This window comes from Micromonospora sp. NPDC049523 (genome assembly GCF_040676775.1).
Classification (GTDB): Bacteria; Actinomycetota; Actinomycetes; order Mycobacteriales; family Micromonosporaceae; genus Micromonospora_G.
In genome coordinates this window covers 55,695-81,234 of record NZ_JBFAPP010000012.1, presented here as the reverse complement: position 1 = coordinate 81,234, position 25,540 = coordinate 55,695, and the positions used below count along the sequence as shown (strand labels likewise).

Sequence of the window (25,540 nt, the reverse complement as noted above, 5' to 3'; positions counted from 1 at the left end):
CCAGGAAGGGTGCTTCCTAACCTCTGGGGGTGTTCGCGTCGACCGGTTCGTCCGGTCCGACGAAGGTGCTGCTGCGCGCGTCGCCGTCGTCGCTGCCCCCGAAGACCCGGGCGTCGTCGGGGGCCTCGGCGGCGGGCGCCGGGCCGGTACGGACCGGCGGCCGGACCCCCTGCCAGTCGAAGCCGCCGTTGGCGTCGCCGACCTCGGCCCGGGTACGCGGCAGCGCGATCGGGCGCTGGTCCCGGATCCAGCCGACCAGGTGTTCCCGTACCAGGCAGCGCAGGTCCCACAGGCTCGGTGCGTCCGCGGCGCTGACCAGGGCCCGTACCCGGACCAGGCCACCGGTGGCCTCGGTGACCTGCAGTACGCAGACCCGCCCGTCCCACAGCTCGGTGCCCTCGGCCAGCCGGCGCAACTCCTCGCGCATCTGCTGGACCGGCACCGACCAGTCCACATCGAACTCGGCGGTACCGAGCACCGCGGCCCGGGTACGGGTCCAGTTCTGGAACGGCTTGCTGGTGAAGTAGGAGGTCGGCAGGATCAGCCGCCGGTCGTCCCAGATCTGCACCACCACGTAGCTGAGGGTCAGCTCCTCGATCCGTCCCCACTCCCCCTCGACCACCACCACGTCGTCGAGGCGTACCGCGTCGCTGAAGGCGAGCTGGATGCCGGCGAAGACGTTGCCGAGCACGGTCTGCGCGGCCAGCGCGGCGACCACGCCGATCACACCCGCGGAGGCGAGCACGCTGGCGCCGACGCCCCGCACGCTGGGGAAGGTCATCATGGCGGCGCCCACGGAGAGCACGACGATCACCGCGATGGTGACCCGGCGCAGCATCACCACCTGCGTCTTGATCCGGCGGGCCTGCCGGTTGTCCGGTACGTCGGTGCGGAACCGGGCCAGCGCGGTGTCCTCGGCGGCCAGCAGTACGGCACCCACCAGCCACGCGGCGCCGGCGATGATGCCCAGCACCAGCAGGTGCAGCAGCACCTCGCGCCAGGTGTCGCCCACCGCGTAGTCGGTGTTGCCGCGGATCGCGATCTGGACGGCGAAGACCGTGCCGGCGAGTTGGAACGGCCGGTGCCCGTGTTCGGAGAGTTCCACCAGTAACAGCGAGCGCCGGCCCAGCCAGTGCAGCAGGCGGTAGAGCACCTCGGCCACGAGCAGGGCGATCGCCGCGGCGCCCAGCGCGGCGGCGATGGTCTCGGCGTATTCGGGCACGTCCGGCACGACTTTTTCTCCCCTGGGACCCGGCCGGGAACAGGCGCACAGCTGACCGGTGTCCCGCGCGGGGCGGCGGCTGGTAGCCGGCCTGCGGGGGAACACCGGTCAGGCGGTACGGGTTCCTCGACCTCTGAGCAATTGCAGTAGTTTGCCCAAATTAACCAGTTCTATTCGGGCTAAACCTTGCGGTACCGGGCCTGCACGAAGCAGAACGCGCCGAACGCCGCGATGCCGAGCGCGACCAGCGACAGCAGGAGCGTGCCGTACGACTGCTCACGCAGGGTGTGCAGCGCGGCGTCCAAGCCGCGCGCCTGGTCCGGGTCGTACTTGACGGCGGCGGTCACCAACAGCACCCCGGCGATGCCGTACGCGACGCCCTTGGCGCTGTAACCGGCGACGCCCAGCCGGCGGCTCAGCGTACGGGTCTGCGGGCTCATCTGACCGGTCATCAGGTGCTTCTCGAAGTGCTTCTTCACCCCGTAGACCACCAGCCCGATGCCGAGCGCGGCGAGGGCGAGCCCGGCCACCCCGACCAGCCAGCGGCCACCGGAGGAGGCCATCAGGTCTTCGGTCAGCGCCTGCTGCTTGTCGGCGCTGGACGAGTTGGCGTGGTTGAACACCTGGTACGCGGTCCAGGCGAAGTAGAGGTAGACAAGCGTACGGCCGGCGGAGGCGAGACGTTCCAGCACCCGCTCGCGGCCCCGGTCCTCGGTGTGTCCGATGGCGGCCTCGAAGGCCTGCCAGATCGCCATGGCCAGCAGGCCGACGGCGATCGCGATCACCAGGAACCGGCCCAGCGGCTGTTCGGCCAGGGTACGCAGGGCGCCGGACTGGTCCCCGTCGTCGGCCGCCTTGTCGAAGGCGATCTGCAGGGCCAGCCAGGCGAAGAGGAGATGGACGATCCCGTAGCCGACGAAGCCGGCCCGAGCCAGTGCGGCCAGGGCGGGGCTGTTCGCGGCGCGGGAGGCGGCACGGGAGGCGGTGGCTTCGGCGCCACGGGTCATCGACATGGAGATGTCATTGACCGTTCGCCGTGATTTCCAAACGTCGGCCACCGCACACCGGTGACGTGGCCGGGTGGCGGCCGGGTCGGCCCAACCGCCACCGCACGCCACCGGTGCGGACGCTACGAGATCAGAGCTTGCCGATCCGTACCTGGACCTGCTGGTCGGTGACGCTCTCCAGGGTCACCGCCATGCCGCCGATCTCGGTGGCCTGCTGACCCGTGGTCAGGGTGAGCTGCTCGCCGGCAACCTCGAGGGTGACCTGGTCGCCCTCGGCCTTGACCAGCTTGGCGTTGACTCCGAGGATCGAGGCGTTCGCCTCGACGCCCCGCTCGAAGGTGACCGTGCACTGGTCGATGCCGCAGTCGGTGGAGGCACCCTCGGAGCTGCAGCCGGCGAGCAGGGCAGCACCGAGAGCGAGACCGGCGGCAAGACCGGTGATTCGACGGACATACGTCATTCTGGGATACCTGCGGGGGCTATTCACCCCAACAAGGGTACGAGAGTGATGCGACCGAACGCGTTCGCCGCGACGATCTTCGACCGGATATCGTGCCTGACATGCCGTACGACATCGCCCGGGTACGGGCCGCCTACCCCGCCCTCACCGAGGGCTACCTGCACTTCGACGGGGCCGGGGGCAGCCAGGTGGCCGCCGGGGTCGCGGACGCGGTGGCGGAGACGATGCGTACGGCGGTGGCGAACCGGAGCACCGCGTCCGTACCCGGACAGCGGGCGTACGAGTACGTGGCGCAGGCGCGGGCGGCAATCGCCGACCTGGTCGGCGGGGTACCCGAAGGGGTGGTGTTCGGGCCGAGCGCGACCGCGCTGACGTACACGGTGGCCCGGACGGTGGGGCGCACCTGGCGGCCGGGCGACGAGGTGGTGCTCTCCCGGCTCGACCACGACTCCAACGTCCGGCCGTGGGCGCAGGCCGCCGAGGCGGCCGGGGCGACCGTACGCTGGGCGGAATTCGACCGGGACAGCGGTGAGCTGCCGGTCGACCAGTACGCCGACCTGATCACCGAACGGACCCGCCTGGTCGCGGTCACCGGGGGCAGCAACGCGATCGGCACCGTGCCGGACGTACCGTCGATCGCCAAGCTGGCGCACGCGGCCGGCGCCCTGGTCTACGTCGACGGCGTACACGCCGCGCCGCACGCCCCGACGGACCTGGCCGAGCTGGGTGCGGACTTCTTCGTCACCAGCGCCTACAAGTGGTCTGGCCCGCACCTGGCCGCGGTCGTCGCCGCGCCGACGGTGTGGGAGCCACTGCGACCGGCGAAGCTGATCCCGTCGCCGGACGCAGCCCCGGAGCGGTTCGAGTTCGGCACCCCGAGCTTCCCCCTGCTCGCCGGGGTACGGGCCGCCGTCGACCACCTGGCCGGGCTGGCCGAACTGGCCGGCGTCGCCGATCCGGCCACCACGCCCGCCGACCGGCCGGCGCGGCTGCGGGCCAGCCTGACCGCGGTCCGGGCGTACGAAGAGTCGGTCTTCGAGCGGCTGCGCAGCGGGCTGGCCGGACTGCCGACGGTGACCGTCTACGGCTCGGCCCGGCACCGCTGGCCCACGGTCTCGTTCCGGGTCGCCGGGCAGACACCCGCGCAGACCGCGGCGGCGCTGGGCGCGCTCGGCATCTGCGTCTCCGCCGGTGACTACTACGCCTACGAGTATTTCCAGACCATGGGGCTGCGCGACAGCGGTGGTGCGGTACGCGCCAGCGTCTACCACTACAACACCGCCGACGAGGTGGACCGGCTGCTCACCGAGCTCGACCGGTTGAGCCCACGCGGCTGATCGAGCCCACGCGGCTGACGGCGGAGCGCCTGGCGCCCGGCCGCGCTAGACCGCGTGCTCGGGTGCGGGCAGCTCGTCGAACGGGAAGCGCAACCGGAAGTCGGGCCAGGGCACGGTCAGCCGGATCCGGCCGTCCCCGCCGCGCCAGTCCAGGCCCAGGTCGGCCAGGCCACCGAGGTCGGTGAGCCCCTGCCGGGTCTGCTCCACCGGCAGGCCGGCAACCTCGGCCAGGCCGGCCAGGTTGGTGCTGACCTGCCGCCGTCGCCACCGCCTCCCGGTGCGCTGGGCCAGCCGGCGGACCGCGATGGCGACCAGCACCGCCCGGTCGTCGCGCTGGGCACGGGTTTCGAGTTCCCGCTCCTCGGCCGAGAGCGGCAACACCTCCAGCGGATCCCGGTCCAGGCGCGGCCGTACCCACGGGTCGTCCGCGGCGCCGTCGTGGACGACCTCGAACAGGCCGAACCCGGCCAGGCAGGCCAACAGCTCACCGACGGTGTGCGGGACCGGCAGGTCCCGGCGCCGGCACATCTCGCCGAACAGTTCGATCCGCGCACCGCGCACCTCGACCATCCAGTCGTAGTGCTGGCGGGCGTGCAACTCGGCGTGGACGGCCTCCCGGCGCGGATGGCGGTGCCGTGAGCGGGCCACCCAATCCTCCACGTCACCGGGGTCGCACCAGAGCGCGTCGTCCCAGGGCACGAGACCGTTCCAGGCCGAGCGACGGAACGGCACCGGACCTGGGACGACGGTCAGATAGACATAGGAGCAGGGAAGCCAGCGAGTCCAGGACGGCATCATCGCGGCCCGCTGCCAGCGGGGGGTCACCGGACGGACAATACCGCGACTCGACGTGAAGGTGGGGGCACCCTTCGTAAAGATTGGATTGATTCCGGTATGGACTGACGCCGATCGGACCGACCCACACATTCGCCCCCGGTCACGACGGCGTGACCCGGTGGGGTGCAGACCGTCCCTTCAGGAGCGACCGGCGAGCAGTTCGGCGGCGGCGCGCGCACCGGCCCGGGTGGCGCCGTACGTGGACAGGTGCACCCGGCCGGTGACCAGCTCCGGCACGCCGAGTTCCACCACGACGGCGTCGGGTCGTACCGCCAATACCCTGGCCACGGTGGCCGCCATCCAGTCGTGCCGGTGCAGGTCCCGGACCACCAGCACCAGCGGGCGGCCCACCGCCGGGGCGAGCAGGGACGACGGCAGCCGCTCGCCGGCCGGCAGATCCTCGGCGGTGAGCCGGACCGAGGTGGTGCCCGGCAGCAACGCGGCCAGCGGCTCGGCCAGGCCCCAGGGGGTCTCCGCGCCGATCGCGATGTTGCGCGGCGGCGCGAACTCCACCACGTGCGCTGGACCGGGCAGTGGCAGCGCGACGGCGTCCGCGGTGCTGGTCAGCCGGACCGCCCGCCGGGCCGCCGCGAGCCCGATCACCGAACCGTCCGGCCCGGAGCCGCCCCCCGCCGGCAGGTCGGCGCGGGCGGCGGTGGTCCAGGCGGCGAGTTGACCGACCCGCTTGGCGGCCTCGACCAGTCGCTCCTCGGGCAGCTCACCGTTGACCACGGCGGCCACGATCGCGTCCCGCAACCGACGCGCGGTCTCCTCGTCGGCGTGGTCGCCGCCGACACAGATCGCGTCGACCCCGCTGGCCAGGGCGCGTACGGCCACCGCCTCCAGCCCGTAGCGGTCGGCGACGGCCCGCATCTCGATCCCGTCGGTGATGACCACACCCTGGAAACCGAGTTCCTCCCGGAGCAGGCCGTTGAGCACCCGCCGGCTCAGGGTTGCCGGCCATTCCCCGTCGATCGCCGGGACCAGCAGGTGCCCGGTCATGATGGCCTGCACCCCGGCGTCGATCGCGGCCCGGAACGGCGGCAACTCGGCCGCGTCGAGCTGGTCGCGGGTCGCCCCGATCCGGGGTACGTCGATGTGCGAGTCGACGCTGGTGTCACCGTGGCCGGGGAAGTGCTTGGCGCAGGCGGCGACCCCGGCGGCCTGGAGCCCGCGTACCCAGGCGGCGGTCTGGCGGGCCACCAGGGCCGAGTCGGCCCCGAAGGCGCGTACGCCGATGACCGGGTTGTCGGGGTTGGAGTTGACGTCGGCGACCGGTGCGTAGTTCAGGGTGATCCCGGCGGCGGCCAGGTCGGCCCCGAGGTCGCGGGCCACCCGTTCGGTCAGCTCCGGGTCGTCGATCGCGCCGAGGGCGAGGTTGCCGGGCCGGGAACTGCCCACCTGCGACTCGAACCGGGTGACGTCACCGGCCTCCTCGTCGATCGCCACCAGCACGTCCGACCGCTCCGCCCGCAGCGCGGCGGTGAGCGCGGAAACCTGCTCGGCGTCGCGTACGTTGCGGGCGAAGAGAGCGACCCCGCCGAGCCCCTCACCGAGCCAGCGGCGCACCCAGTCCGGCGGAGCGGCACTGCCCTCGAAACCCGGTTGCAGGACCGCCGCGGCCAGAATCGAAAGGCCGCCCGTCGGTGTGCTCATCAGGCTCCGTACCCCCGTTATCCACAGTGAATACGCGCCGGTCCGGTCGCGGCGCGTGCTGCCATGGTCACACCGGCCCAGGAAATAGTCAATAAACCTTTCTATTAGCGGGATGCGCCGTTCCGGCAGCCGTACGACAATGCTCGGATGGATCGGATTCCGCTCGCCGTACAGGAAACAAGCTGGTACGACGTCCCCGGCGTACGGCTGCTCGGTGCCGTACTCGGCGCGCTTCTGCTGATCGCCGCGATCCGCTCGATGTTCGGTAAGGGCGGGCGCTGACCTGCGCGACCGACCGGGTTGAGGGAACGCCCGCGGGGGTAACACGCCGTAGGGAACAGCCTGATCTAACCTGTCACCTGATCCAACTCAGCCCGGTGTGGCGACCGTCGCCGACCGCCGGGCGTTCGCTCGTTGATCGACGTACGCGAAAGGGGCATGCCGTGACCGACCAGCCGGTATTCACCAAGCTCGGTTTCTCCGACGACGAGTGGGGTCTGCTCGTCGGCCTGCCGCAGGCGGTGCTGACCGCGGCCAGCGCGGCCGAGTCGAACGGCGCCCGGCGCACCCGCAACGAGAACGCCGCCGGCCTGGAGGCGATCTCCGCCGGCCGGGAATCGGCCAGCCCGCTGGTCGCCGCCGTGGCCGGCGAGGTGATCGCCCGCGCCGGTGACCCGGAGGCGGGCGAGGAACTGCCGGTGATCGAACCGGACGACCCGCAGGCGCTGATCGACGACGTGCTGCTGCGGGCCAAGAGCGCCGTGGCCCTGCTCGGGAACCGGGTGCACGAGGGCGAGGTCGGCGCGTACGAGCACTGGCTGGTCGAGATCGCCGACCAGGTGGTGTCGGCGGCGCCCAGCGGCGGCATCCTCGGCATCGGCGGCGACACCGTCAGCGACGCTGAGCGACGCTTCCGGGACCGGCTCGCCGCAGTGCTGAACGACTGACGTCACCGAGCCGACAGCTCGTCGGCCCAGTCCTGCCAGGCGTCGAGACCGGCCTCTCGTTGGATTGCCCAGGCCCGCTGCGCGGCGGCACTGGGTACGTTCTGCTCGCCGGTCGCGGTCACCCAGACCACCTCGCCGACCGCCCGTTGCCGCAACTCGGCCCGCTGCCACCACCGCGCACGTTCCTGCAGGTCACCGACTTGCGCGACCATCGCGGTGACCGCTTCGCGGGCGTCGGCGACGCCCTGGTCACGCAGCTGGCACTGGCGGCGGATCGCGGCGTCCCAGCGCGGTCCCCAGTCGGCGGCGAGCTGACCGAAGGGCCGGTTCGACACCAACCGGGTCGCATTCTCGTTCCGCCCGGCGATCGTCATCGCCAGCAGGCCGTGGTGGGCCCAGAGCGGCTCGGTTTCGTCCGGGCCGGTCAACGGCTGCGCCTGCGGGCGGGGAACGGCGGCGAGCGCCGCCAGGGCCTCGCCGCGCCGGGACGCGTACGAGCCGAGGTCGGTGAGGCGGACCAGGGCGGGGAGCGTGGAGATGCCCCGCCCGGTCACCGTCACCACCACCTGGTCGAGGACGACCCGCCACGCCGCGTACCCGTCCACCCGCTGGACCTGTGCGGACGTCGGCCTGGCGTCGACCGTCACCTCGACCGGATGCGACCGGGGCGCCTCCGGAAGGTCCTGGTCCGACGCCGCCGGCAGCACCCCCGGAACCGGGTAGTCCCGTCCGTCGGCGGCGAACCGGAGGGCGAGCACCCAGTCGAGCGAGTGGAACAGCACGCCCGCGCGCGGTTGGGTTTCCACCGTCAGCCAGGTGTCGTCCACCCGCAGCCCGTAGCCGATCTCCGCGGCGACCGTCGTGCCGTCCTGACGTGACCAACCGGCCAGCCAGCCGGACTCCACCGAGTCGGCCAGCCCGTAGACCGGCCAGTCGGGCAGCTGGAGATCCAGTTCGGCCCGCTGCCGCTCGGCGACCTCGCGCAATGCCCCTGCCCAGCCCGCATCCTCGGGCCTCATGATCCCCATGGCCCATTGTCTCGGAGGACCGGCGTCCACACCAGCCGGTGACACGCCCCGTGGACGTGTCACCGGCGTGAGTGGCCACAGCCCAGATCCCGGGTACGGGCCGATCGGCGTCGCGAGGCTCCTTCCGGGGTTACCGGTGCGGGTGCGGCAGGTGCAGCTCGACGGGCTCCGGCGGGAGGTCGTCCACACCCGCGGCGACGGCCTGCTGGTGGCGACGGTGTGCCGACGGCAGGGCGAGCGCCGCGAACACGGCCAGTACGGCCACACCCGCGCAGACCCAGAACCCGGTGGTGAACGCCGAGTCCAAGGGCAGACCCTGGGGCGTGCTCTTGGAGGTGACGACGGCCGCGACAACCGCCGCGCCGATGCTGCTGCCGATGGTCCGCGCGATGGTGTTGACCCCGCTCGCCTCACCGGTCTGCGCGGCCGGCACGCTCTCGATGATGGCGTTGGACATCGCCGCGAACGCCAGGCCGATGCCGGCGCCGGTGAGCACTCCGGAAAGCAGCACCTGCCAGGTCGCGCCATGGGCGAGGGCGGGCAGCACGAACGCCACGACAACCGAGACGGTGCCGAGGAACATCGGCACCTTGGGGCCGAAGCGCCGGTCGAGCAGGCCGGCCAACGGGCCGAACACCACCATCATCACGACGGTGGGCAGCAGGAACAGCCCAGCCTGGGATACCGACTTGCCGAACCCGTAGCCGGTGGCGGCGGGAAGCTGGAGCAGCGTCGGTACGAGCACGAACGTCCCGAACATCGCGAAGCCGAGGATCAGGGCGACGAGGTCCGTGGCCCACACCCCTCGGATCCGCATCAGGCTCATGTCGATGAGCGGTTCACGTACCCGCAGCTCGACCAGGACGAAGACGACCAGGGCGACCGCACCGAGCAGGAGCAGGCCGATGGTCTTCGGCTCACCCCAGCCCCAGCCCTGTCCCTTGCTCACGGCGAGCAGCAGCGACACCAGGGACACGGACAGGATGAACGCACCGAGCATGTCGAGCCGGCCCGGTGTGCGTACGGGCGACTCCGGCATCCCGAAGATCGCGCCGAGCAGCGCGATGACCACGAGAACCAGCGGCAACCAGAACAGCCAGTGCCACGACAGGTGCTCCACGATCGGACCGGCGGCCACGATGCCGACACCGGCACCGACTCCGAAGATCGCCGACAGCAGGCCGACGGTGACGCCGACCCGCTCCCGGGGCAGTTCGTCGCGGACGATGCCGATCGACAACGGCAGGATCGCACCGGCCGCGCCCTGCAGCGCGCGGGCGACGATCAGCACGGCCAGGTTCGGCGCCAGGGCGGCGAGCAGGGTGCCCACGGCGAGGGTGGCCAGGATGCCGATCAGGACCCGACGCTTGCCGACCATGTCGCCGAGGCGGCCGAGGATCGGCGTCAGGACCGAGGCGGCCAGCAGGTACGCGGTGAGGACCCAGCTGATGTCCCCGGTCGAGACCTCCAGGTCGCGCGCGATGGTCGACATCGCGGGCGCCACCAGCGACTGCAGCACCGCGAACGCCAGGCCACCCAAGGACAGGTACACCACCAGGAGCGTGCTGTTGGTGCGCGGAGCCGCGCCGGCGGTGGGGCCGGTGTTACGCGGCTCCTCGAGGGTTTGGGTCATGAGATCCCCGAAACTAGATGTAAACGCTTGCTGACTTAGCCTAGTATCCGCAGCTCGGAGTCAAAGTCAACAATCGTTTACGTCACACTCCCGGTTCGGCGCGTCGATCCGGACACGGCGACGGACGGGCGTCACCGGCTCGACGTACGGGCGCAAGTCAACAAATGTTTACATCATGTGTCGGGGCGGTTACGCTGACGGCAAGAGCGAGAGAGGACGTGCCGTGACCGCACAGCCGCCCGGCCGCGCCACGAGGAAGGTGGCCGCGACCGCCACCGACCCGACGCCGCGTCGACGCAGGGACGCGACCGAGACCCGTCAACTCCTGCTTGACGCGGCCCGCCGCCGCTTCGCCAGCGACGGCTACGCGGCCACGACCGTACGGGACATCGCCGACGACGCGGGCGTCAACGTCGCCCTGATCAGCCGCTACTTCACGTCGAAGGAGGGCCTGTTCGAGGCCTGCCTGGGAGCCGCCGGTGACGAGCTTCGGCGGACGACCGGCGAGGTGCCCTTCGAGCGGGTGCCCGAAGCCATCGCACACCAGGTTGCCGGGTTCGCGACCACGGGAGTCCCGGGTCAGCTGACGCTGCTGCTGCGTTCCTCCGGAGACACCCGCGCCGACGAGATCCGGCTCGGCGTACTGCACCAGTCCGGCGAACGGCTGGCCGCGGCCGCCGGCTGGCGACCCGACGAGCCGGACGGTGACCGTCTGCTCCTACAGGCCCAGATCGTGCTGGCCGCCACCATCGGGCTCGCGGTGCTGCGCACGTCGACCCCGTTGCAACCGCTGGCGTCGGCCACCGAGCAGGACCTGGTCGCGCCGCTGCGCGCCCTGATCGACGCGCTGCTCCCGCCCCCGTGACCCGCGATGATTACCGGCAACCCGGGCTGGGCACAGTGATCGAATGTTCGAGGGCTTCGACCAGCAGATGATCGACGTCGGTCCCGCCGAGCTGCGGGTACGCAGCGGCGGCACCGGGCCACCGGTCGTGCTGCTGCACGGCCACCCGCGTACGCACACCACCTGGCACCGGGTGGCTCCGATGCTGGTCGCGGCCGGGCACACCGTGGTCTGCCCCGATCTGCGCGGGTACGGCCGCTCCTCGAAACCCGCCACCACCGACGACCATTCGCCGTACTCGAAACGGGCGATGGCCGGCGACGTGCTGGCGCTGATGCGCGGTCTCGGACACCGGCGGTTCGCGGTCGTCGGCCACGACCGGGGCAGTTACGTCGCGACCCGGCTGGCGCTCGACGCCCCGGACGCGGTCAGCGGGCTGGCGGTCTTGGACTGCGTACCGATCGGTGAGGCGCTGGCCCGAGCGGGCAGCACGTTCGCCGCCGCCTGGTGGCACTGGTTCTTCTTCGCCCAGCCGGACAAGCCCGAGCGGGCCATCCTGGCCGACCCCGACGCCTGGTACGGCGGCGACCCCGACCGGATGGGCGCGGAGAACCACGCCGACTACCGGCAGGCGATCCACGACCCCGCCACCGTCCGCGCGATGCTGGAGGACTACCGCGCCGGCCTCGGGGTGGACCGCGCGGCGGACGACGCGGACCGGGCGAACGGCCGCCGGATCGACTGTCCCACCCTGGTCCTCTGGTCCAAGCGCGACGACCTGGAATACCTGTACGGCGACGTCCTCGCGATCTGGCGCGACTGGTCCTCCGACCTGCGGGGCGGCGGGTCGATCGAGAGCGGTCACCACATGGCCGAGGAGGCACCGGAGGAACTGGCCGGCGCACTGATCCCGTTCCTGGCCACGCTGCCGGCGACCTCCGGGCCGGTCGGGACGGCCTGACGGCCTGACGGCCTGACGGCCAGCGGTCTGCTCGATGAGCGGCCGGAATCCTCCGGCCGCGCGACGTCGGGCTGTGGCGTTCCACTACCCCCCGAGGGGCAGAAATCCGCCACAGCCTCCGGGCCGCCACAGTCCTCGGGCCGCCACAGTCCTCGGGGTGGCCGCAGCCCTCGGGGTGGCGGGTCGGCATGGTCACTTCTCGTGCGTCCAGAGGAGCATGATCTGCGGCTCGCGGAGTCGCCAGCCCGCTGGCGTCCGTACCAGGGTGCAGGTCAGCCGCAGGCCGCTGGTCCGGTGGGGTACCTGGCCCTCGCGGTAGAAGTACACGAGCGAGTTCGCCGAGGCGGCCGCCTGGTCGCCGTCGACGTCCACCAGCAGGTCGGCGGTGACGTGCTGGGTGTGCTCCCCCTCGACCTCGGACTGTCGGAGAAAGTCGACGAGCTTGCCGATCCCGTGGAGTTCGCCCGCGCGGGGCGAACGCAGCACCACGTCGTCGGTGAAGATCGTGTGCGCTTCGTCCCACCGCTTCTTGTCGAGCAGGCCGGCGAAGCGGGTGAACAGGTCGGCGATCTCGATACGGTCGGCGATCAGAGTGTCCGTGGCCATGACATCCCCTTCGTTGGCTGATCCAACATTGGACACGCCAACTATACAGAGATTCGTTGGCCATACCAACGTTGTATGGTGACTGACGTGGAAGAGACACCCGCACGCCTGGCCGCGAAGCCGAGTTGGCTGCTCACCCAGCTGGCGGTACACGCACACCGGTTGGCGTCCGACGGTTTCGGCGAGGTGGGCGCGCGCGGATACCACTACCGGATCCTGGCCGCGCTGGACGAGTTCGGAGTGGCCAGCCAGGCCGAGCTTGGCCGCCGGTGCAGCATGGACCGCAGCGACGTGGTGGCAGCCATCAACGAACTGGCCGAGCGGGGTTTCGTCGAACGGACACCGGACCCGGACGACCGGAGGCGCAACATTGTCACCCTCACCACGGCCGGTGACCGGCAACTGCACCGAATGGACCGAGCACTCGACAAGGTGCAGGACGACCTGCTCGGACCGCTTCCGGCCGAGGACCGGCAGACCCTGACCCGCCTGCTCGCCCAATTGCTGACGTACCACCGACGGGCGTAGGTCGACCTCCGCACAGACCCCTAGGCTGGTCCCGTGCCGGAGCCGATCGACGACCTGATCCGGCCCGGGTGGTCGGCGGAACCGCTGGGGCACAACCCGTTCAACGCGGCCACCGGCGGCATCTGGCGGGTACGGCGGGACACCGACACCGCCATCCTCAAGATCGCCACACCGAACCGGCACGACGACCACCCCGCACACTGGGCGACCAGCACGAACCCGACGCACTGGAACTACTGGCGGCGCGAGGTACTCGCCTACCGCAGCGGGCTCGCCACCCAGGCGTACGCGGCCGCCGGCATCCGGGCGCCGGTGCTACTGGACGCGGTGGACCGGGCCGACGGGTCGGTGGCGCTGTGGCTGGAGGACGTACAGGGTCGGGCCGGCATGGAGTGCTCGCCGGAGCAGTTGGGCGAGTTCGGACACCGGCTGGGCGTCGCACACTCGACCTGGCTGGGGCGTGAGACGGAACCGGCGTGGCTGTCGCGGGACTGGCTGCGGGCGTACACGACGTCGCGTCCGGCACCGCGGACGTTGCGGTGGGATCATCCGGTGGCGGTGCAGACCTGGTCGACGGACCTTCGCGACGGGCTCCGGACGCTGTGGGAGCGGCGGTACGACGTACTCGCCGCCACCGACACGCTGCCCCGGACGCTGAGCCACCACGACGTGTGGCCGATGAACCTGATCGTCGACGAGGCCGGTCCGGTGCTGCTCGACTGGACCTTCGTGGGTCCGGGGCCGATCGGCGAGGACGCCGCCAACCTGATCCTGGACACCTTCTTCGACGGGCTGGTCGACGTGGACCTGCTCGACGACGTGGTCACCGAGGTCGCCGCCGGCTACCAGCGCGGGCTCGCCCCGGCGGTGGACGGCGCAACCGTACGCCGAGCCGTCATGCTCGGCGCGGCCGCCAAGTATTTCTGGCTCGCCCCCGGCATGCTCGCCGCACTCGACCGGCACAACCCCGACCGGAGCCAGCAGTACGACCGCCGCGACGACCTGGCCACCTTCGACGGCCGCCGCAGGGTGCTCGAACTCCTGGTGAGCTGGTTCCGCACGGCCCTGGACTGAGCTGTTCGGCTCACTGGAGGTCGAGCAGGTACGGGGTCTGCGGACAGCGGAGGCAGACGAAAACGCGCAGTGAGCCCCAGCGTCCGACCTGGACACCGGTCGGCTCCTGCGACTCGAAGCGCCGCGGGTCGGCCCACTCCAGGTGCTGCTCCTCGACCGGGCGCCACCGGTCCCGGGTGCCGCCGTCGTACTCCTTCGAGTCGACGACCAGGGTCAGCGTGGTGGGTCCGGCGCAGTTCGGGCAGGCGGTGTCGCGCGGACCGGTGAGGCTCCATTTGGCGTACCCGCCGACCTTCCAGCCGGGCATCATGAACGTGCCGACGTAGTCGCCGCCCGCCGCGTCCACACGTTTGCGCAGGTCGTCGGGCAACTCCTGGGGGAACGGATACTCGACCACCTGCTCCGGGTGCAGCCGGCACGGGCGGGGCCGGTAGACCTCGTTGCCGATCTCGCTGGTCGGCGGCTCGGCCAGGATCTCGGTCAGCTTCGACTCCCGCCGCCAGTGCAGCCGTACGGTCGGGCCCCAGAGGCCCTCCTGCTGGTGCTCGTACGGACACCAGAGGACCTGGAGCAGGTCCGCGCCACCCGGACGGGGCAGGTCCGGGATGTCCCGGGCGCGCAACTGGGCCACCGGCAGCATCGGGTGGGGTGTCGGGTGCGGGCGGGAGACGTACCGGTAGCCGACCGTCGGGCCGCCGTCGTGCGAACCCCAGCCGGTGAAGCCGGCACCGACCAGGTCGGCGATCTCGGCGTGCAACTCGCTCTCGCCGTCGGCGAGCTGGTGCGCAACGGTACGGCGCGCTTCGGCGGCCCGCATCCGCTCGAGCAGCTCGGCCGGGATCGGCACCTCCTCCGACACCATGTACGGGCGATCGCAGGTCGGCCAGGGTTCGTCCGCCGGCCACCACAGTGGTCCCCCGACGTGGCTGCCCCGCACGCCGACCTCGCCGGGACGCGGGTGCAGTCGGGTGGCGGTCCGGCCGAGATGGGCCAGCCCCGGCAGGCGGTCGAGGGCTTCCGGCGGCAGCGGCGGCGTTCTCACCGGTCGATCCTAGTGATGCTTCGTCGGGCACCCGGGACACACCCGCGTCACTCGGAGAGGAACTCGATCACCGCGCGCTCGATCACCTCGGGTGCGTCGTCGGGGTCGATCTCGGCGGTGTGACCGTCGTGGTAGCGGTCGATCAGCCTCGGGTCCACGTACGACGCTCGGGCCACGGCCGGGGTGTTGCCGAGCAGCTCGGCCACCTCGCGCATGACCCCGGCGACCACCCGCTTGCGCCTGGTCTCCGACCGCTCCGGCCCCTGCCGTGCCAGGGCCAGCGATGTCCGCAGGGTCGCGTGCCAGGTTCTGAAGTCCTTCGCGGTCATCTCGCCGCCGCTGGCTGCCCGCAGATACTCGTTGATCTCGTCGCTGCGTACGTCCCGCCAGCCGTGGCCGTCCCAGTAGCCGAACAGCCGGTCCGCGTCGCGCCGCCGTTTGCGCAGGTCACGCAGGACCGCGCAGAGGCCGGCGTCGTCGATCCGCTGCACCTGGGCGATGCCGCCCTTGGCCGGGAACTCGAAGACCACGCAGCCGCGCCGGGCCCGGGTGTGTTCCGGACGCAAGGTGGCGACCCCGAAGGTCGGGTCGTCGCCGGCCGCGTACTGGTCGCTGCCGATCCGGAAGGTGCCGGAGTCGAGCAGGCTCGCCACGGTGGCCAGCACCCGTTCCCGGCCCAGCCCCCGCCCGGCCAGGTCGGCACCGAGGCGGGCCCGCAGCACCGGCAACCGGGCCGCCACCTCCAGCACGTGGTCGAACTTCGCCTCGTCCTGCCGCGCCCGCCACACCGGGTGGTAGAGGTACTGCTTACGGCCGGCGGCGTCGATCCCGGTGGCCTGGATGTGCCCGGCCGGGTCGGGTGAGATCCACACGTCCCGCCAGGCGGGCGGGATCACCAGTCCCCGGAGCCGGTCCAGCTCCTGCGGGTCGCGGATCGGGCGGCCACCAGGGTCGACGAAGCTCACGCCGCGACCACGGCGACGCCGACCGTACCCGAGCTTCGCCGGGTCGCTACGTCGCAACCGCATAGCGGGTCCGCCCCACCTGGTCGACCTCGTCGACGGCGGCCAGTACCTGCTCGATGCCGATCGCGGCCAGCGTCGGGTGCGTCGCGCCATGCCGGCTGTCCCCGTCGACCGGCACCGAGTCCGGCACCTCCGGGTCGAGTCCGGGCAGCCCCTGGTCGTCCCCGCCAGCCATCGCGGCGGCCCAGAGTGCACGATGCCACGGCCGGTCGGCCGGCGGCCCCCAGTGCTCGGGGCGGACCGGGCCGAACAGCACCACCGACGGGATGCCGTACGCGGTGGCCAGGTGCGCCACCCCGGTGTCCGCGCTGACCACCAGCCGGCTGTGCGCGACCACCGCGGCCAGCCCGGACAGGTCGAGCCGGCCGGCGAGCACCGCCGGACCGGGCAGGCCCGCCCGGTGGGCCACCTGTTCGGCCAGGTCACGCTCGGCGGCCGAGCCGGTGACCACCACCCGGTGGCCGGCCCGGGTCAGTTCCGCCGCCACCGCCGCGAACCGCCCCGGCGACCAGCGCTTGGCGGCGATCTTGGCGCCGGGGTGGACCACCGTCACCCCGACCGGCACCCGATGCGGGCTGGGCCGGCTCAGGCCCAGGTCGGACGGGTCGGCGGGGATGTCGTACCAGTCGAGCAGCCGGCACCAGCGGTCCACCTCGTGCTCGTCGGCCGACCACGGCGGACCGTCGGTGTGGTCCGCCTCCGGGTTGTGGAACGCGCACAGCCGCTGCGGCCCGGCGGCCTGGAGCACCCGGTGCGACCGGGGCCCACGCCCGTGCAGGTTCACCGCCCAGTGCGGCGCCGGTCCCGGCCAGTCGACCCCGTCCAGGCCGTCGGTGGGTACCAGCCGGTCGACCCCGCCGACCAGGTCGACCAGCGGCGCCAGCCAGGCCGGCGCGGCCAGCGCGAGGGTACGGTCCGGAAACGCGGCGCGCAGGCCGCGCAGCGCCGGGACCGCGGTCGCGAGGTCGCCCACCCCGAGCGCCCGCAGGACCAGGATCACGGGTACGACGTCTCTTGCTCGGCGCAGACCACCAGTTCACGGATCGCGCAGCCGGCCGGCTGGCTGAGCGCGAACAGCACCGCGGCGGCCACACTCGCCGGATCGTTGAGCACCGCGTCGGCACCCGGCCGGTACTGCTCCGTACGCTCGTCGAAGAAGGCCGTACGCATGCCGCCCGGCACCAGCAGGGTCACCCCGACCGAGCCGGCCAGCTCGGCGGCGAGCGCCCGGGTGAAGCCGACCACCCCGAACTTCGCCGCGCAGTACGCGGTCGCGTCACTGACCGCCTTGACGCCGAGGGTCGAGGCGACGGTGACCACCGTCCCGTGCGAGCGTTCCAGGTACGGCAACGCCGCCCGGACCACCGCCACGGTCGCCAGCAGATCGACCGTCACCACCCGTTCCCAGGTTTCGGCGGGCAGGTCGACCAGCCGACCGGGCACGTCCATGCCGGCGGCGGTGACCAGCCCGTCGAGTCCGCCGGCCTGCTCGGCGAGCTGCCGGGTGGCCTGCTCGGCGGCCCGGGTGTCGGCCAGGTCGCACTCCACCCACGGCACCCCGTCGGCGGGCGCCTGCCGGTCCAGCACGTACGGCCGGCCGCCGGACTTGGCCACGGCCGTGACCACCGCCGCGCCCAGCCCGCTGGCCCCCCCGCTGACCAGTACGGCCGGACCGGCGCCCGGCATGGTTGCGGTCATCGCGCTCCTCCCGTCAGGCGTCGCGCGGCCGTACGGGCCAGCGCGATCATGCCGGTGGTGGACCGGCCGTCCAGGTACGGCACCACCACCGTGTGCCCACCCCAGCGGTGGACGATCTCGGCCTCGGGCAGGTCCGGCTCGTCGCCGCCGCCGGTGCCGTAGTCGCCGCCCTTGACCCAGATGTCCGGGCGCAGCCAGGACAGGGCCGCGTGTGGGGTGGACTCGTCGAAGATCACCACGGCGTCGACGCAGCCGAGCGCGGCCAGCAGCCGGCTGCGGTCGTACTGCGGCACCAGGGGGCGGTCCGGGCCCTTCAGGTCGGCCACGCTGGTGTCGGAGTTGAGGCAGACGACCAGACAGTCGCCGAGCCGGCGGGCCGCCTCCAGGGTGGCCACGTGTCCGGCGTGCAGCAGGTCGAAACAGCCACCGGTGGCGACCACGGTTCCACCCGCCGCGCGTACCTCGGCGACCAGTGCGCCCGCCGCCGCGGCACCGATGCGCTGTTCCCGGTCGGCGACCGACACCGAGACCGGCTCCGGCACCGGGGGCGGTACGGCAGCCGCCACCCCACCGCCGGCCACGTACGCGGACGCCTCGGCCACCGCCTGCTGCACCGCCTCGGAGACCAGCGCACCCCGGGCCAGCGCCACGGTAGCGGCGGCGGCGAACCGGTCCCCGGCCCCGCAGGTGTCGCCGTCGGCGCTGGTCGGCGACGGCACCACCAGCGGCGTCGAGCCGGCGTGGCAGAGCAGCGCGCCGTCCCCGCCAAGGGTGACCGCCACCGCGCCGACCCGCCAGCGCTGGCGCAGCCCGTTTGCGCCCCGGGAGGCGGTGATCAGGCGGGACGCGCCGGGCGTACCACCGGCGAGTTCGCGTACCTCGACCTCGTTCGGGCAGGCCAGGTTGACGCCCGGCACCGCCGCCGGGCCCCGTGGATGCGGGTCCCAGACCACCGGCGCGGTCGCCGCCGCCAGGGCCGCGCGCAGTCCGGGCTGGGCCGCCACCCCGCGCCCGTAGTCGCTGACCAGGATCCCGGCAGCGTCGGCGAGCAGTTCCAGGATCGCCTCGCTCGGCTCGCCGGGCGGACCGGCGGCACCGCCCCGGTCGAGTCGCAGCAGCACCCGGCCGCGGGTCCGCAGCCGGATCTTCTCCGGTGTGGCACCGGGCAGCGGCAGCGCGTACACCTGCACCCCGGCGGCGGTCAGCAGGCTGCTCAACCGGGCGCCACCGGCGTCGTCGGCGAGCGCGGTGACCAGGGCGACCTCGAAGCCCTGCCCGACCGCGAACAGGGCGGCAAGACCCGCGCCACCGGGCCGGTCGACGTGGGTGCTCTCGTCCAGCACCGGCACCGGGGAATCCGGGCAGAGCCGGTTGACGACACCCTCCACGTCACGGTCGAGCAGGGTGTCGCCGATGACCACCAACCGCCCGGTCACGGCCCGGCTCCGCGGCCGTTCGGCCCCCGGCTGTGCGTACGCCGGGAGCGCACCGGCCGGTGCTCCCCCGGCTGCCACTCCGCCGACTCCCGCTCCACCAGCGGCGGCTCGACCACTCCCGGCACCACCAGGTCGGGATCGACCAGCGGCGGATCGACCACCTGCGGCTCGGCGGTGCCGAAGGAGCTGGCTGCCTCGGTCCCTGCCGGTGTCGGGTCGACGAGCGGGAGTGCGGCGTAGCCGGCCGGTACGCCGAGCGCGGTCGGCAGGGCCAGTTCCACGTACTCGCAGAGCAGGTGGGCCGAGACGAGATGGAGTTCCTGCACCACCTGCGGGTCCGGTGACGGTACGGCGAGCACCTCGGCGCACACCTCGGCCAGCGGATTGGGCACCGGTCCGGTGAACGCCCAGCAGTGCAGCCCCACCTCCCGTCCGGCGCGCGCGGCCCGGATCAGGTTGGCGCTGCGCCCGCTGGTCGACAGCAGCAGCAGGATGTCGTCGCGGCGGCCGTGTGCGCGTACCTGCCGGGCGAAGACCTCCTCGAAGCCGTAGTCGTTGCCGATCGCGGTCAGCGAGGAGGTTTCCGCGCTCAGGGCGATCGCCGACAGTGGCGCCCGGTCCGCCCGCAGCTTGCCGACGAGTTCCGCGGCGAGGTGCTGGGCCTCGGCGGCGCTGCCACCGTTGCCGGCGACCAGCAGCCGCCCGCCCTGGGCGAGCCGGTCGGCCAGCTCGTCGCCCCACCGGGCGAGGTCGCCCGCCACCCGCCGGTACGGCAGCAGCGCCGAGGCCAGGCCGGCGAGGTGCGCGTCGATCACCTCGGTGGAATGCGGCATCAGGCCACCACCCCGCTCGGCGACCGCACCTCGCTGACCGCCGTGTACACCCCGCCCAGTTCGGCTGCGGCGCGCCGCCACGAGTACTGCTGCCGGGCCCGGTCCAGGGCCGCCTGGGCGTAGCCGAAGCGGCGGGTCCGGTCAGCCAGCAGGCTGGCGATGGCGGCGCCGAGCGCACCCGGGTCACGGGGCGGCACCAGGTCACCCGTACGGCCGTCCACCACCGTGTCGATGAGCCCGCCGACCCGGGTGCCGATCACCGGTACGCCGCAGGCCATCGCCTCCAGCGGGGTCAACCCGAACGGCTCGTACCAGGGGGCGGCGACCAGCACGTCCGCCGACCGGTACCACTGGGGCATCTCCTCGCGGGGAACCGCGCCGACCAGGCGTACCCGGTCGGCGAGGCCGCACGAGCGGGCCAGCGCCCGCAGCCGGCGGGCCTGCGGGTCCTCGCCGAGCAGTTCCTCCGGCGGCCCGCCGACGATCACGCACTCGGCGTCCGGTACCGCGCGCATCGCCCGGATGACGTCCTGGAAGCCCTTGCGCTCCACGAGCCGGCCGACGCTCAGCACCCGGGGTCGGCCGGTCTCCCGGGCGGCGACCGGGCCGGCTGGGGAGAAGTTGTCCACGTTGACCCCGGACGGCACCACCACCATGCGGTCCTGCGGCACGCCCATCCGGACGAGTTCGCGTACCTCGTCCTGGCTCTGCGCGATGACCCGGTCCATCGCCCGCCCCAGGGCGCGCTCGTAGCCGATCCGGCGGGCCGGGCTGGTGTCCGCCGCCCCCTGGTGGCGCCGCTTGACCGTGCCCAGCGCGTGGTACGTCTGCACCACCGGCACCCCGGTCTGCCGGCCCGCGGTGATCGCCGCGAGGCCGCTCATCCAGAAGTGCGCGTGCGCGACGTCCGGCACCCAGTCGTCGCGCCGCCACGCCGCGACCAGCCAGCGGCTGAACTCCTTCATGTACGGCAGCAGCGCGTCCTTCACGATCGGCTCGGGTGGACCGGCCGGTACGTGCACCACGGCAACCCCGTCGAGCATCCGTACGAGTTCGGGCAGGTCGGCACTGTCCCGTCGGGTGTAGACCCGTACGTCGTGTCCGGCCGCGGCCAGCGCGGCGGAGAGCTCCGCGACGTGCGTGTTCTGCCCACCGGCATCCTCCCCGCCCAGCGTGGCGAGCGGACTGGCGTGCTCCGAGATCATCGCGATCCGCATAGCTCCTCCTCCAGCAACCGGTCCCAGTCGGTGAGGAAGCGGTCCAGGCCGTACCGGGTCCGGGCGGTCTCCCGGGCCCGGGCGCCGAGCCGGTGTGCCGCCGCAGGCTGGTCGATCAGGTGCGCGGCGGCCGCCAGCAGGGTGTCGACCCGGGTGGACAGCACGCCCGCCTCCGGTGGTACCGCCGCCACCGCCTCGGTCGCCGCGAGTACGACCACCGGCATGCCGATCGCCATCGCCTCGATCAGGCTCAGCCCGAGGGAGGTCCACCGGCACAGGTGCAGGTACGCCCGGCGCCGCCCGAGTTCGGCCTGCATCCGGCTCTGCGGGAGATCGTCGTGCGTGGTCAGCCGCTCTGGTGGCAGTCCGAGGTGCTCACCGAGACCGGCCACGCCCAGCCCGTAGACGTCGAGCGGGGCCACCTCCGCGAAGCGGGGCAGCAGATCGGTGCCGGTGACCCGGCCCCGGCGTACCGGTTCGTTGATCACGACGGCGAGCCGGTCGAGTTCGCCGGTGTAGCTCGCCACCGGGTCGACGATGCCGTGTTCGACGACCGTGGTCCGGGTGCCCCCGGTGTCCCAGAACAGCGAGTTGAAGTGGGTGACGTGGGCGATCAGGAGATCGTCCCGGTCGGCCATCGGGTGCCGACTGTTCGGCACCGCGCCCTCCTTGGGCGTGTTGTGCTCGACGAAGATCGCGGGTAACGAGCCGCCGATCGGCCGGCGCAACCATTGGCCGGCCAGCTCGAACTCCTCCGGCCGTTGCAGGATCACCAGGTCCACGTCGGCGTCGGCCAGTTGCTCCGGGGTCACCTCCTCGACCGTGTCCGGCCAGGGGTACGTACGGGCCCGGCCCAGCCCGTACGGGCCGCGGTCCGGGGTGACCGGCACCAGGTAGCGGTGCTTGCCGTGCACGAAGGACGTGGTCCAGGAGCCGTGCACGTGCCAGAGCAGGATGTTCATGCCGTGCCGCCGGGGACGGGGACCGGCACCGTGGTGCCGGCGAGCAACCGGTCGGCGGTGCTGACCGGCAGCCGGTCGACGGTTCCGGCGGGCAGCCGGTCGACGGTTCCAGCGGGCAGCCGGTCGACGGTTCCAGCGGGCAATCGGTCGACGGTCCCGGCGGGCAACCGGTCGGCGGAGTCGGTGAGCAGCCGGACGGCCTGCACCACGCTGTCCGGCGCCACCTGGGACAGGCACGGGTGGCCGGGGACCGGGCAGCGGGTCGCGCGGGTGTGCCGGCAGGCGGCGGCGGCGTCACCGAGCCGGACCGTGGGTACCCGGTAGGGGCCCCACTGTCCGAACGAGACGGTCGGCGCGAAGAGACTGATGACCGGCGTACCCAGGGCGGCGGCGAGGTGCGCGGGCCCGGTGTTGCCGACCACCAGGCAACCGGCGCGGGCGATGATCGCGGCGAGCCCGGTCAGTGAGGTCTGGCCGCCCAGGTCGACACCGGAGCGGCCCGCCACCCGGGCGCTCAGCGCCCCCTCACCCGGTCCACCGGTGACCACCACCCGGTGTCCGGCCGCGGCGAGCGCGGTCACGATTCGGGCACAGAGTTCGGGCGGGCAGGCGCGAGCGGCCACCGACGAGCCGGGGTGGACCACCACGTAACCGGGTTCGGCGAGCGCACCCTCGGTCGGGCCGGTCTCCAGGCACTCGGCCCGTAACCGTAACGCCGGATCGTCCCCTTCGGGCAGCGGGAATCCGGCCGCGGCGGCGAGCGAGAGTGCGCGTTCGGCCTCCGGGATGCCCAGCGGCACCCGGTGCCGTACGTCCAGCAGCGAGCCGGGGTAGTCGTCACTGATCGCCGAGATCCGGCCCACCCCGGCCATCCGCAGCACCAGGGCCAGCGGCAGCGCGGACTGGTGGAAGGAGGTGAACAGGACCGCCTCGTCGGCGCCGACCCGTGCCAGCCGGGCGGTCAGTCGGTCCACCTCGGACCGGTCGAGCGGGGTCGGCTGCGGGTCGATCCACGGCAGCGGCCACTCGATCAGCTCGTCGATGCCGGGCAACAGTTCGGCCGCGGCCCGACCCCGGGGTCCGCAGAGCATCACCACCCGGTCGGCGCCAGCCGCCACCGCCCGGATCGCCGGCCCGGTGACCAGTACGTCTCCGGCCGAGTCCGGCCGCGCGACCAGGACACAGCGCGGTCGGGGCCGGGACGTGGCGACGACCTGGTTCGGTCCATCCGCGAGTTGTTCCACGCCGCTGTCACGACCGGGCGCGACAAGTCGTTGACGGCGCAGGATGAGGTCGACCGCGCCCGGCAGGTCACCGGCGACGGCCGGGGCGGCGGCGATCTCCTCGGCGCGGGTCTGTGGGGTCGGCACCAGGATTCCGGCCGCTCCGGCGGCTGCGGCGGCGGTCATGTCCGCACCGATGTCGCCGACGAGCACGCAGCGGTCGGGTGTGGTGCCGAGGGCGCGGGCGGCGTCGGCGACCATGCCGGGCGACGGCTTTCGGCATCGGCAGCCGGCCACGCCGGGGCCAGGTTCGCCGTGCGGGCAGATCTGCCAGGTGTCGAACGGGCCGAGCAGTTCCTCCACCCGTGCGTTGACCCGTTCCAGGTCACGATGGCTGAACCGGCCCCGGGCGAGACCGGACTGGTTGGTGACCACGCCGAGGCGCAGCCCGGCCGCGCGTAGCCGGTCTAGCGCCTCGCGGGCGCCCGGCACCGGACGGACCAGCATCGGGTCCCCGTTGTACGGCACGTCGTGCACCAGCGTGCCGTCCCGGTCGAAGAGCACCGCGTCGAACAACGGCGGTCGGGTCGGTGCGGCCGGGTCGGGCTCGGCACGCTCCCGGCCCGCTTCAGGTCGCCCCTGCGCGGGGCCGGCGATCGTGCCGCCTGACCTGCGCTGATGCGGGTCGACCTGATCGTTTCGCACGGGGGGCGGGTTCCCTTGAGTAGGAGGAGTAAACCTGGGTTCCGCCCGCTCGCCGGGCCGCCCAGCCCGCCCCCGGCGGCTGCTGCGGCCACTGTGCGCCCTGCTTCTCGCCCACTACGCGCTCCGCACCGGTACCCGCGTCGGCGCCTCGCTAACCGGATTTCCCGGACCGACCGGCCGGCCCCGTACGGGCCAGTACCGGGTGGACGCGGGGCCGCGCTGGGTAACGGTCGGCCGGGCCGAGAGTGACCGGACACGGCTTCGTTTGTAGCGTTGCGATAACGGTGCGACACTCCCGACAACACGGTCGGACAGCGGGTCGGTGCCACCTCACGCTCGTGGTACGGCGCGTGGCCGCCCAGCGGAATGGTGGTAAACAGGATGTACCCGGATGGCCCGGTGGTCGCGCCGGGGTACCGACGCAACTACCCTCTCCCCTGACCGCTGTCGGCAGAACGAGGATGTCCGTAATGATCGAACCCGTGCAGTTGCCATCCCCGTGGCGGGATGAGCGGCTCACCGTCGTCGTCCCCACCTACAACGAGGCGGGCAATCTGCCTGTGTTGGTCGACCGACTGCTCGCCCTACCACTGTCGGGGCTGAGCATCCTGATTGCCGACGACAACTCTCCGGACGGGACCGGCGAGGTGGCGGACAAGCTCGCCGCCGAGCACCCCGAGCGGGTACGGGTGGTGCACCGGGCGGGCAAGGAGGGCCTGGGCCGGGCGTACGTGGACGGGATCAGCCGAGCGCTCGACGGCGGCGCGGACTTCGTGGCCCAGATGGACGCGGACCTGTCCCACCCGCCGGAGGCGCTGCCCGGCATGCTCGGCGCGCTGCTGGCCACCCAGGCCGGTGTGGTGATCGGCTCACGCTACGTGCCCGGCGGGCAGCTCGACGAGGCGTGGCCGCTCTACCGTCGCGCCCTGAGCGGCTGGGCCAACCTGTACGTGCATACCCTGCTGCGGGTACGGATCCGCGACCTGACCGCCGGCTTCAAGATCTGGCGGGCGGACTCGCTGCGCGCGATCGGGCTGGACCGGGTGCAGTCCAACGGTTACAGCTTCCAGGTCGAGATGCACTACCTGGCCACCAAGCTCGGGCAGACCATCCTCGAGGTGCCGATCAGGTTCGAGGAGCGCCGGGACGGCGTCTCGAAGATGACCACGGCGACCAAGATCGAGAGTGCGTTGATGCCGTTCAAGCTGCGTACGCGGCACCGCAACATCACCCCGTAGTAGCTGGGCAACCCGGCGAAA

25 protein-coding genes are annotated in these 25,540 nt (G+C 72.7%); 8 read left to right on the top strand and 17 right to left on the bottom strand.

Going from position 1 to position 25,540, the window contains the following annotated elements; genetic code table 11:
• Window positions 1-16: 16 nt before the first annotated feature.
• From AB0J90_RS20185 to AB0J90_RS20175, 3 genes are all read right to left on the bottom strand, one after another.
• A complete protein-coding gene (locus AB0J90_RS20185) occupies window positions 17-1,222 on the bottom strand; it encodes a mechanosensitive ion channel domain-containing protein (RefSeq protein ID WP_363598212.1) in 1,206 nt (401 codons plus the stop codon).
• A gap of 179 nt (window positions 1,223-1,401) precedes the next feature.
• A complete protein-coding gene (locus tag AB0J90_RS20180; protein ID WP_363597936.1) occupies window positions 1,402-2,235 on the bottom strand; it encodes a DUF1206 domain-containing protein in 834 nt (277 codons plus the stop codon).
• 124 nt (window positions 2,236-2,359) lie between these two features.
• Complete coding sequence (locus tag AB0J90_RS20175; RefSeq protein WP_363597934.1) at window positions 2,360-2,689, bottom strand: hypothetical protein; 330 nt, start codon at window positions 2,687-2,689, stop codon at window positions 2,360-2,362.
• A 101-nt stretch (window positions 2,690-2,790) separates the two neighbouring features.
• On the opposite strand from AB0J90_RS20175, the gene AB0J90_RS20170 reads away from it, so the two are divergent.
• The gene (locus AB0J90_RS20170; protein WP_363597932.1) at window positions 2,791-4,026 is read left to right on the top strand and encodes a cysteine desulfurase-like protein; all 1,236 of its coding nucleotides are present in this window, start codon (window positions 2,791-2,793) and stop codon (window positions 4,024-4,026) included.
• 45 nt (window positions 4,027-4,071) lie between these two features.
• Here AB0J90_RS20170 and AB0J90_RS20165 read toward each other — a convergent pair whose 3' ends face one another.
• Window positions 4,072-4,851 (bottom strand): hypothetical protein, encoded by a 780-nt coding sequence (locus AB0J90_RS20165; protein WP_363597930.1) that lies wholly within the window; start codon window positions 4,849-4,851, stop codon window positions 4,072-4,074.
• A gap of 150 nt (window positions 4,852-5,001) precedes the next feature.
• Window positions 5,002-6,519, bottom strand: a complete 1,518-nt coding sequence (locus AB0J90_RS20160; protein WP_363597928.1) for a glycoside hydrolase family 3 protein — start codon at window positions 6,517-6,519, stop codon at window positions 5,002-5,004.
• A gap of 147 nt (window positions 6,520-6,666) precedes the next feature.
• Here AB0J90_RS20160 and AB0J90_RS20155 point away from each other — a divergent pair, with 147 nt between their 5' ends.
• Together AB0J90_RS20155 and AB0J90_RS20150 are read left to right on the top strand one after the other, a co-directional pair.
• Complete coding sequence (locus tag AB0J90_RS20155) at window positions 6,667-6,801, top strand: hypothetical protein (protein ID WP_363597926.1); 135 nt, start codon at window positions 6,667-6,669, stop codon at window positions 6,799-6,801.
• Window positions 6,802-6,962: 161 nt separating this feature from the next.
• Window positions 6,963-7,466 (top strand): hypothetical protein, encoded by a 504-nt coding sequence (locus AB0J90_RS20150; RefSeq protein WP_363597924.1) that lies wholly within the window; start codon window positions 6,963-6,965, stop codon window positions 7,464-7,466.
• A 2-nt stretch (window positions 7,467-7,468) separates the two neighbouring features.
• Here AB0J90_RS20150 and AB0J90_RS20145 read toward each other — a convergent pair whose 3' ends face one another.
• A complete protein-coding gene (locus AB0J90_RS20145; protein ID WP_363597922.1) occupies window positions 7,469-8,485 on the bottom strand; it encodes a hypothetical protein in 1,017 nt (338 codons plus the stop codon).
• Between the two features lie 139 nt (window positions 8,486-8,624).
• A complete protein-coding gene (locus tag AB0J90_RS20140) occupies window positions 8,625-10,127 on the bottom strand; it encodes an MFS transporter (protein WP_363597920.1) in 1,503 nt (500 codons plus the stop codon).
• Window positions 10,128-10,350: 223 nt separating this feature from the next.
• Here AB0J90_RS20140 and AB0J90_RS20135 point away from each other — a divergent pair, with 223 nt between their 5' ends.
• Together AB0J90_RS20135 and AB0J90_RS20130 are read left to right on the top strand one after the other, a co-directional pair.
• Window positions 10,351-10,992, top strand: a complete 642-nt coding sequence (locus tag AB0J90_RS20135; RefSeq protein ID WP_363597918.1) for a TetR family transcriptional regulator — start codon at window positions 10,351-10,353, stop codon at window positions 10,990-10,992.
• A gap of 43 nt (window positions 10,993-11,035) precedes the next feature.
• Window positions 11,036-11,932, top strand: coding sequence for an alpha/beta hydrolase (locus AB0J90_RS20130; RefSeq protein ID WP_363597916.1), 897 nt, complete (start codon window positions 11,036-11,038; stop codon window positions 11,930-11,932).
• 192 nt (window positions 11,933-12,124) lie between these two features.
• On the opposite strand, the gene AB0J90_RS20125 is transcribed toward AB0J90_RS20130, so the two are convergent.
• On the bottom strand, window positions 12,125-12,538 hold the full coding sequence (locus AB0J90_RS20125) for a nuclear transport factor 2 family protein (protein ID WP_363597914.1): 414 nt from the start codon (window positions 12,536-12,538) through the stop codon (window positions 12,125-12,127).
• Window positions 12,539-12,625: 87 nt separating this feature from the next.
• Between AB0J90_RS20125 and AB0J90_RS20120 the strand changes: the two genes are divergently transcribed.
• Window positions 12,626-13,066 (top strand): MarR family transcriptional regulator, encoded by a 441-nt coding sequence (locus AB0J90_RS20120; protein ID WP_363597912.1) that lies wholly within the window; start codon window positions 12,626-12,628, stop codon window positions 13,064-13,066.
• Between the two features lie 33 nt (window positions 13,067-13,099).
• Entirely contained in the window at window positions 13,100-14,140 is a 1,041-nt protein-coding gene (locus tag AB0J90_RS20115; RefSeq protein ID WP_363597910.1) for a phosphotransferase, read from the top strand.
• Window positions 14,141-14,150: 10 nt separating this feature from the next.
• Here the strand turns inward: AB0J90_RS20115 and AB0J90_RS20110 are convergent, their stop codons facing one another.
• From AB0J90_RS20110 to AB0J90_RS20070, 9 genes are read right to left on the bottom strand one after another with little or no spacing between them, the layout of a single operon-like run.
• A complete protein-coding gene (locus AB0J90_RS20110; RefSeq protein ID WP_363597908.1) occupies window positions 14,151-15,182 on the bottom strand; it encodes a hypothetical protein in 1,032 nt (343 codons plus the stop codon).
• 47 nt (window positions 15,183-15,229) lie between these two features.
• Complete coding sequence (locus AB0J90_RS20105; protein WP_363597906.1) at window positions 15,230-16,210, bottom strand: DNA topoisomerase IB; 981 nt, start codon at window positions 16,208-16,210, stop codon at window positions 15,230-15,232.
• Entirely contained in the window at window positions 16,194-17,207 is a 1,014-nt protein-coding gene (locus AB0J90_RS20100) for a glycosyltransferase family 9 protein (RefSeq protein WP_363597904.1), read from the bottom strand. The genes AB0J90_RS20105 and AB0J90_RS20100 overlap by 17 nt, the downstream gene beginning before the upstream one ends.
• Window positions 17,204-17,905, bottom strand: coding sequence for an SDR family oxidoreductase (locus AB0J90_RS20095; protein ID WP_363597902.1), 702 nt, complete (start codon window positions 17,903-17,905; stop codon window positions 17,204-17,206). Before AB0J90_RS20095 ends, AB0J90_RS20100 begins: the two co-directional genes overlap by 4 nt.
• Window positions 17,902-19,341 (bottom strand): PfkB family carbohydrate kinase, encoded by a 1,440-nt coding sequence (locus AB0J90_RS20090; protein WP_363597900.1) that lies wholly within the window; start codon window positions 19,339-19,341, stop codon window positions 17,902-17,904. Before AB0J90_RS20090 ends, AB0J90_RS20095 begins: the two co-directional genes overlap by 4 nt.
• Complete coding sequence (locus tag AB0J90_RS20085; protein ID WP_363597898.1) at window positions 19,338-20,174, bottom strand: SIS domain-containing protein; 837 nt, start codon at window positions 20,172-20,174, stop codon at window positions 19,338-19,340. The genes AB0J90_RS20090 and AB0J90_RS20085 overlap by 4 nt, the downstream gene beginning before the upstream one ends.
• Entirely contained in the window at window positions 20,174-21,391 is a 1,218-nt protein-coding gene (locus tag AB0J90_RS20080) for a glycosyltransferase (RefSeq protein ID WP_363597896.1), read from the bottom strand. Before AB0J90_RS20080 ends, AB0J90_RS20085 begins: the two co-directional genes overlap by 1 nt.
• On the bottom strand, window positions 21,376-22,353 hold the full coding sequence (locus tag AB0J90_RS20075) for a glycosyltransferase (RefSeq protein WP_363597894.1): 978 nt from the start codon (window positions 22,351-22,353) through the stop codon (window positions 21,376-21,378). The genes AB0J90_RS20080 and AB0J90_RS20075 overlap by 16 nt, the downstream gene beginning before the upstream one ends.
• Window positions 22,350-24,140, bottom strand: coding sequence for an HAD-IIIA family hydrolase (locus AB0J90_RS20070; protein ID WP_363598210.1), 1,791 nt, complete (start codon window positions 24,138-24,140; stop codon window positions 22,350-22,352). Before AB0J90_RS20070 ends, AB0J90_RS20075 begins: the two co-directional genes overlap by 4 nt.
• A 611-nt stretch (window positions 24,141-24,751) precedes the next feature.
• On the opposite strand from AB0J90_RS20070, the gene AB0J90_RS20065 reads away from it, so the two are divergent.
• Window positions 24,752-25,519: a polyprenol monophosphomannose synthase gene (locus AB0J90_RS20065; RefSeq protein ID WP_363597892.1), complete on the top strand. Its 768-nt coding sequence runs from the start codon at window positions 24,752-24,754 to the stop codon at window positions 25,517-25,519.
• Window positions 25,520-25,540: the final 21 nt, after the last annotated feature.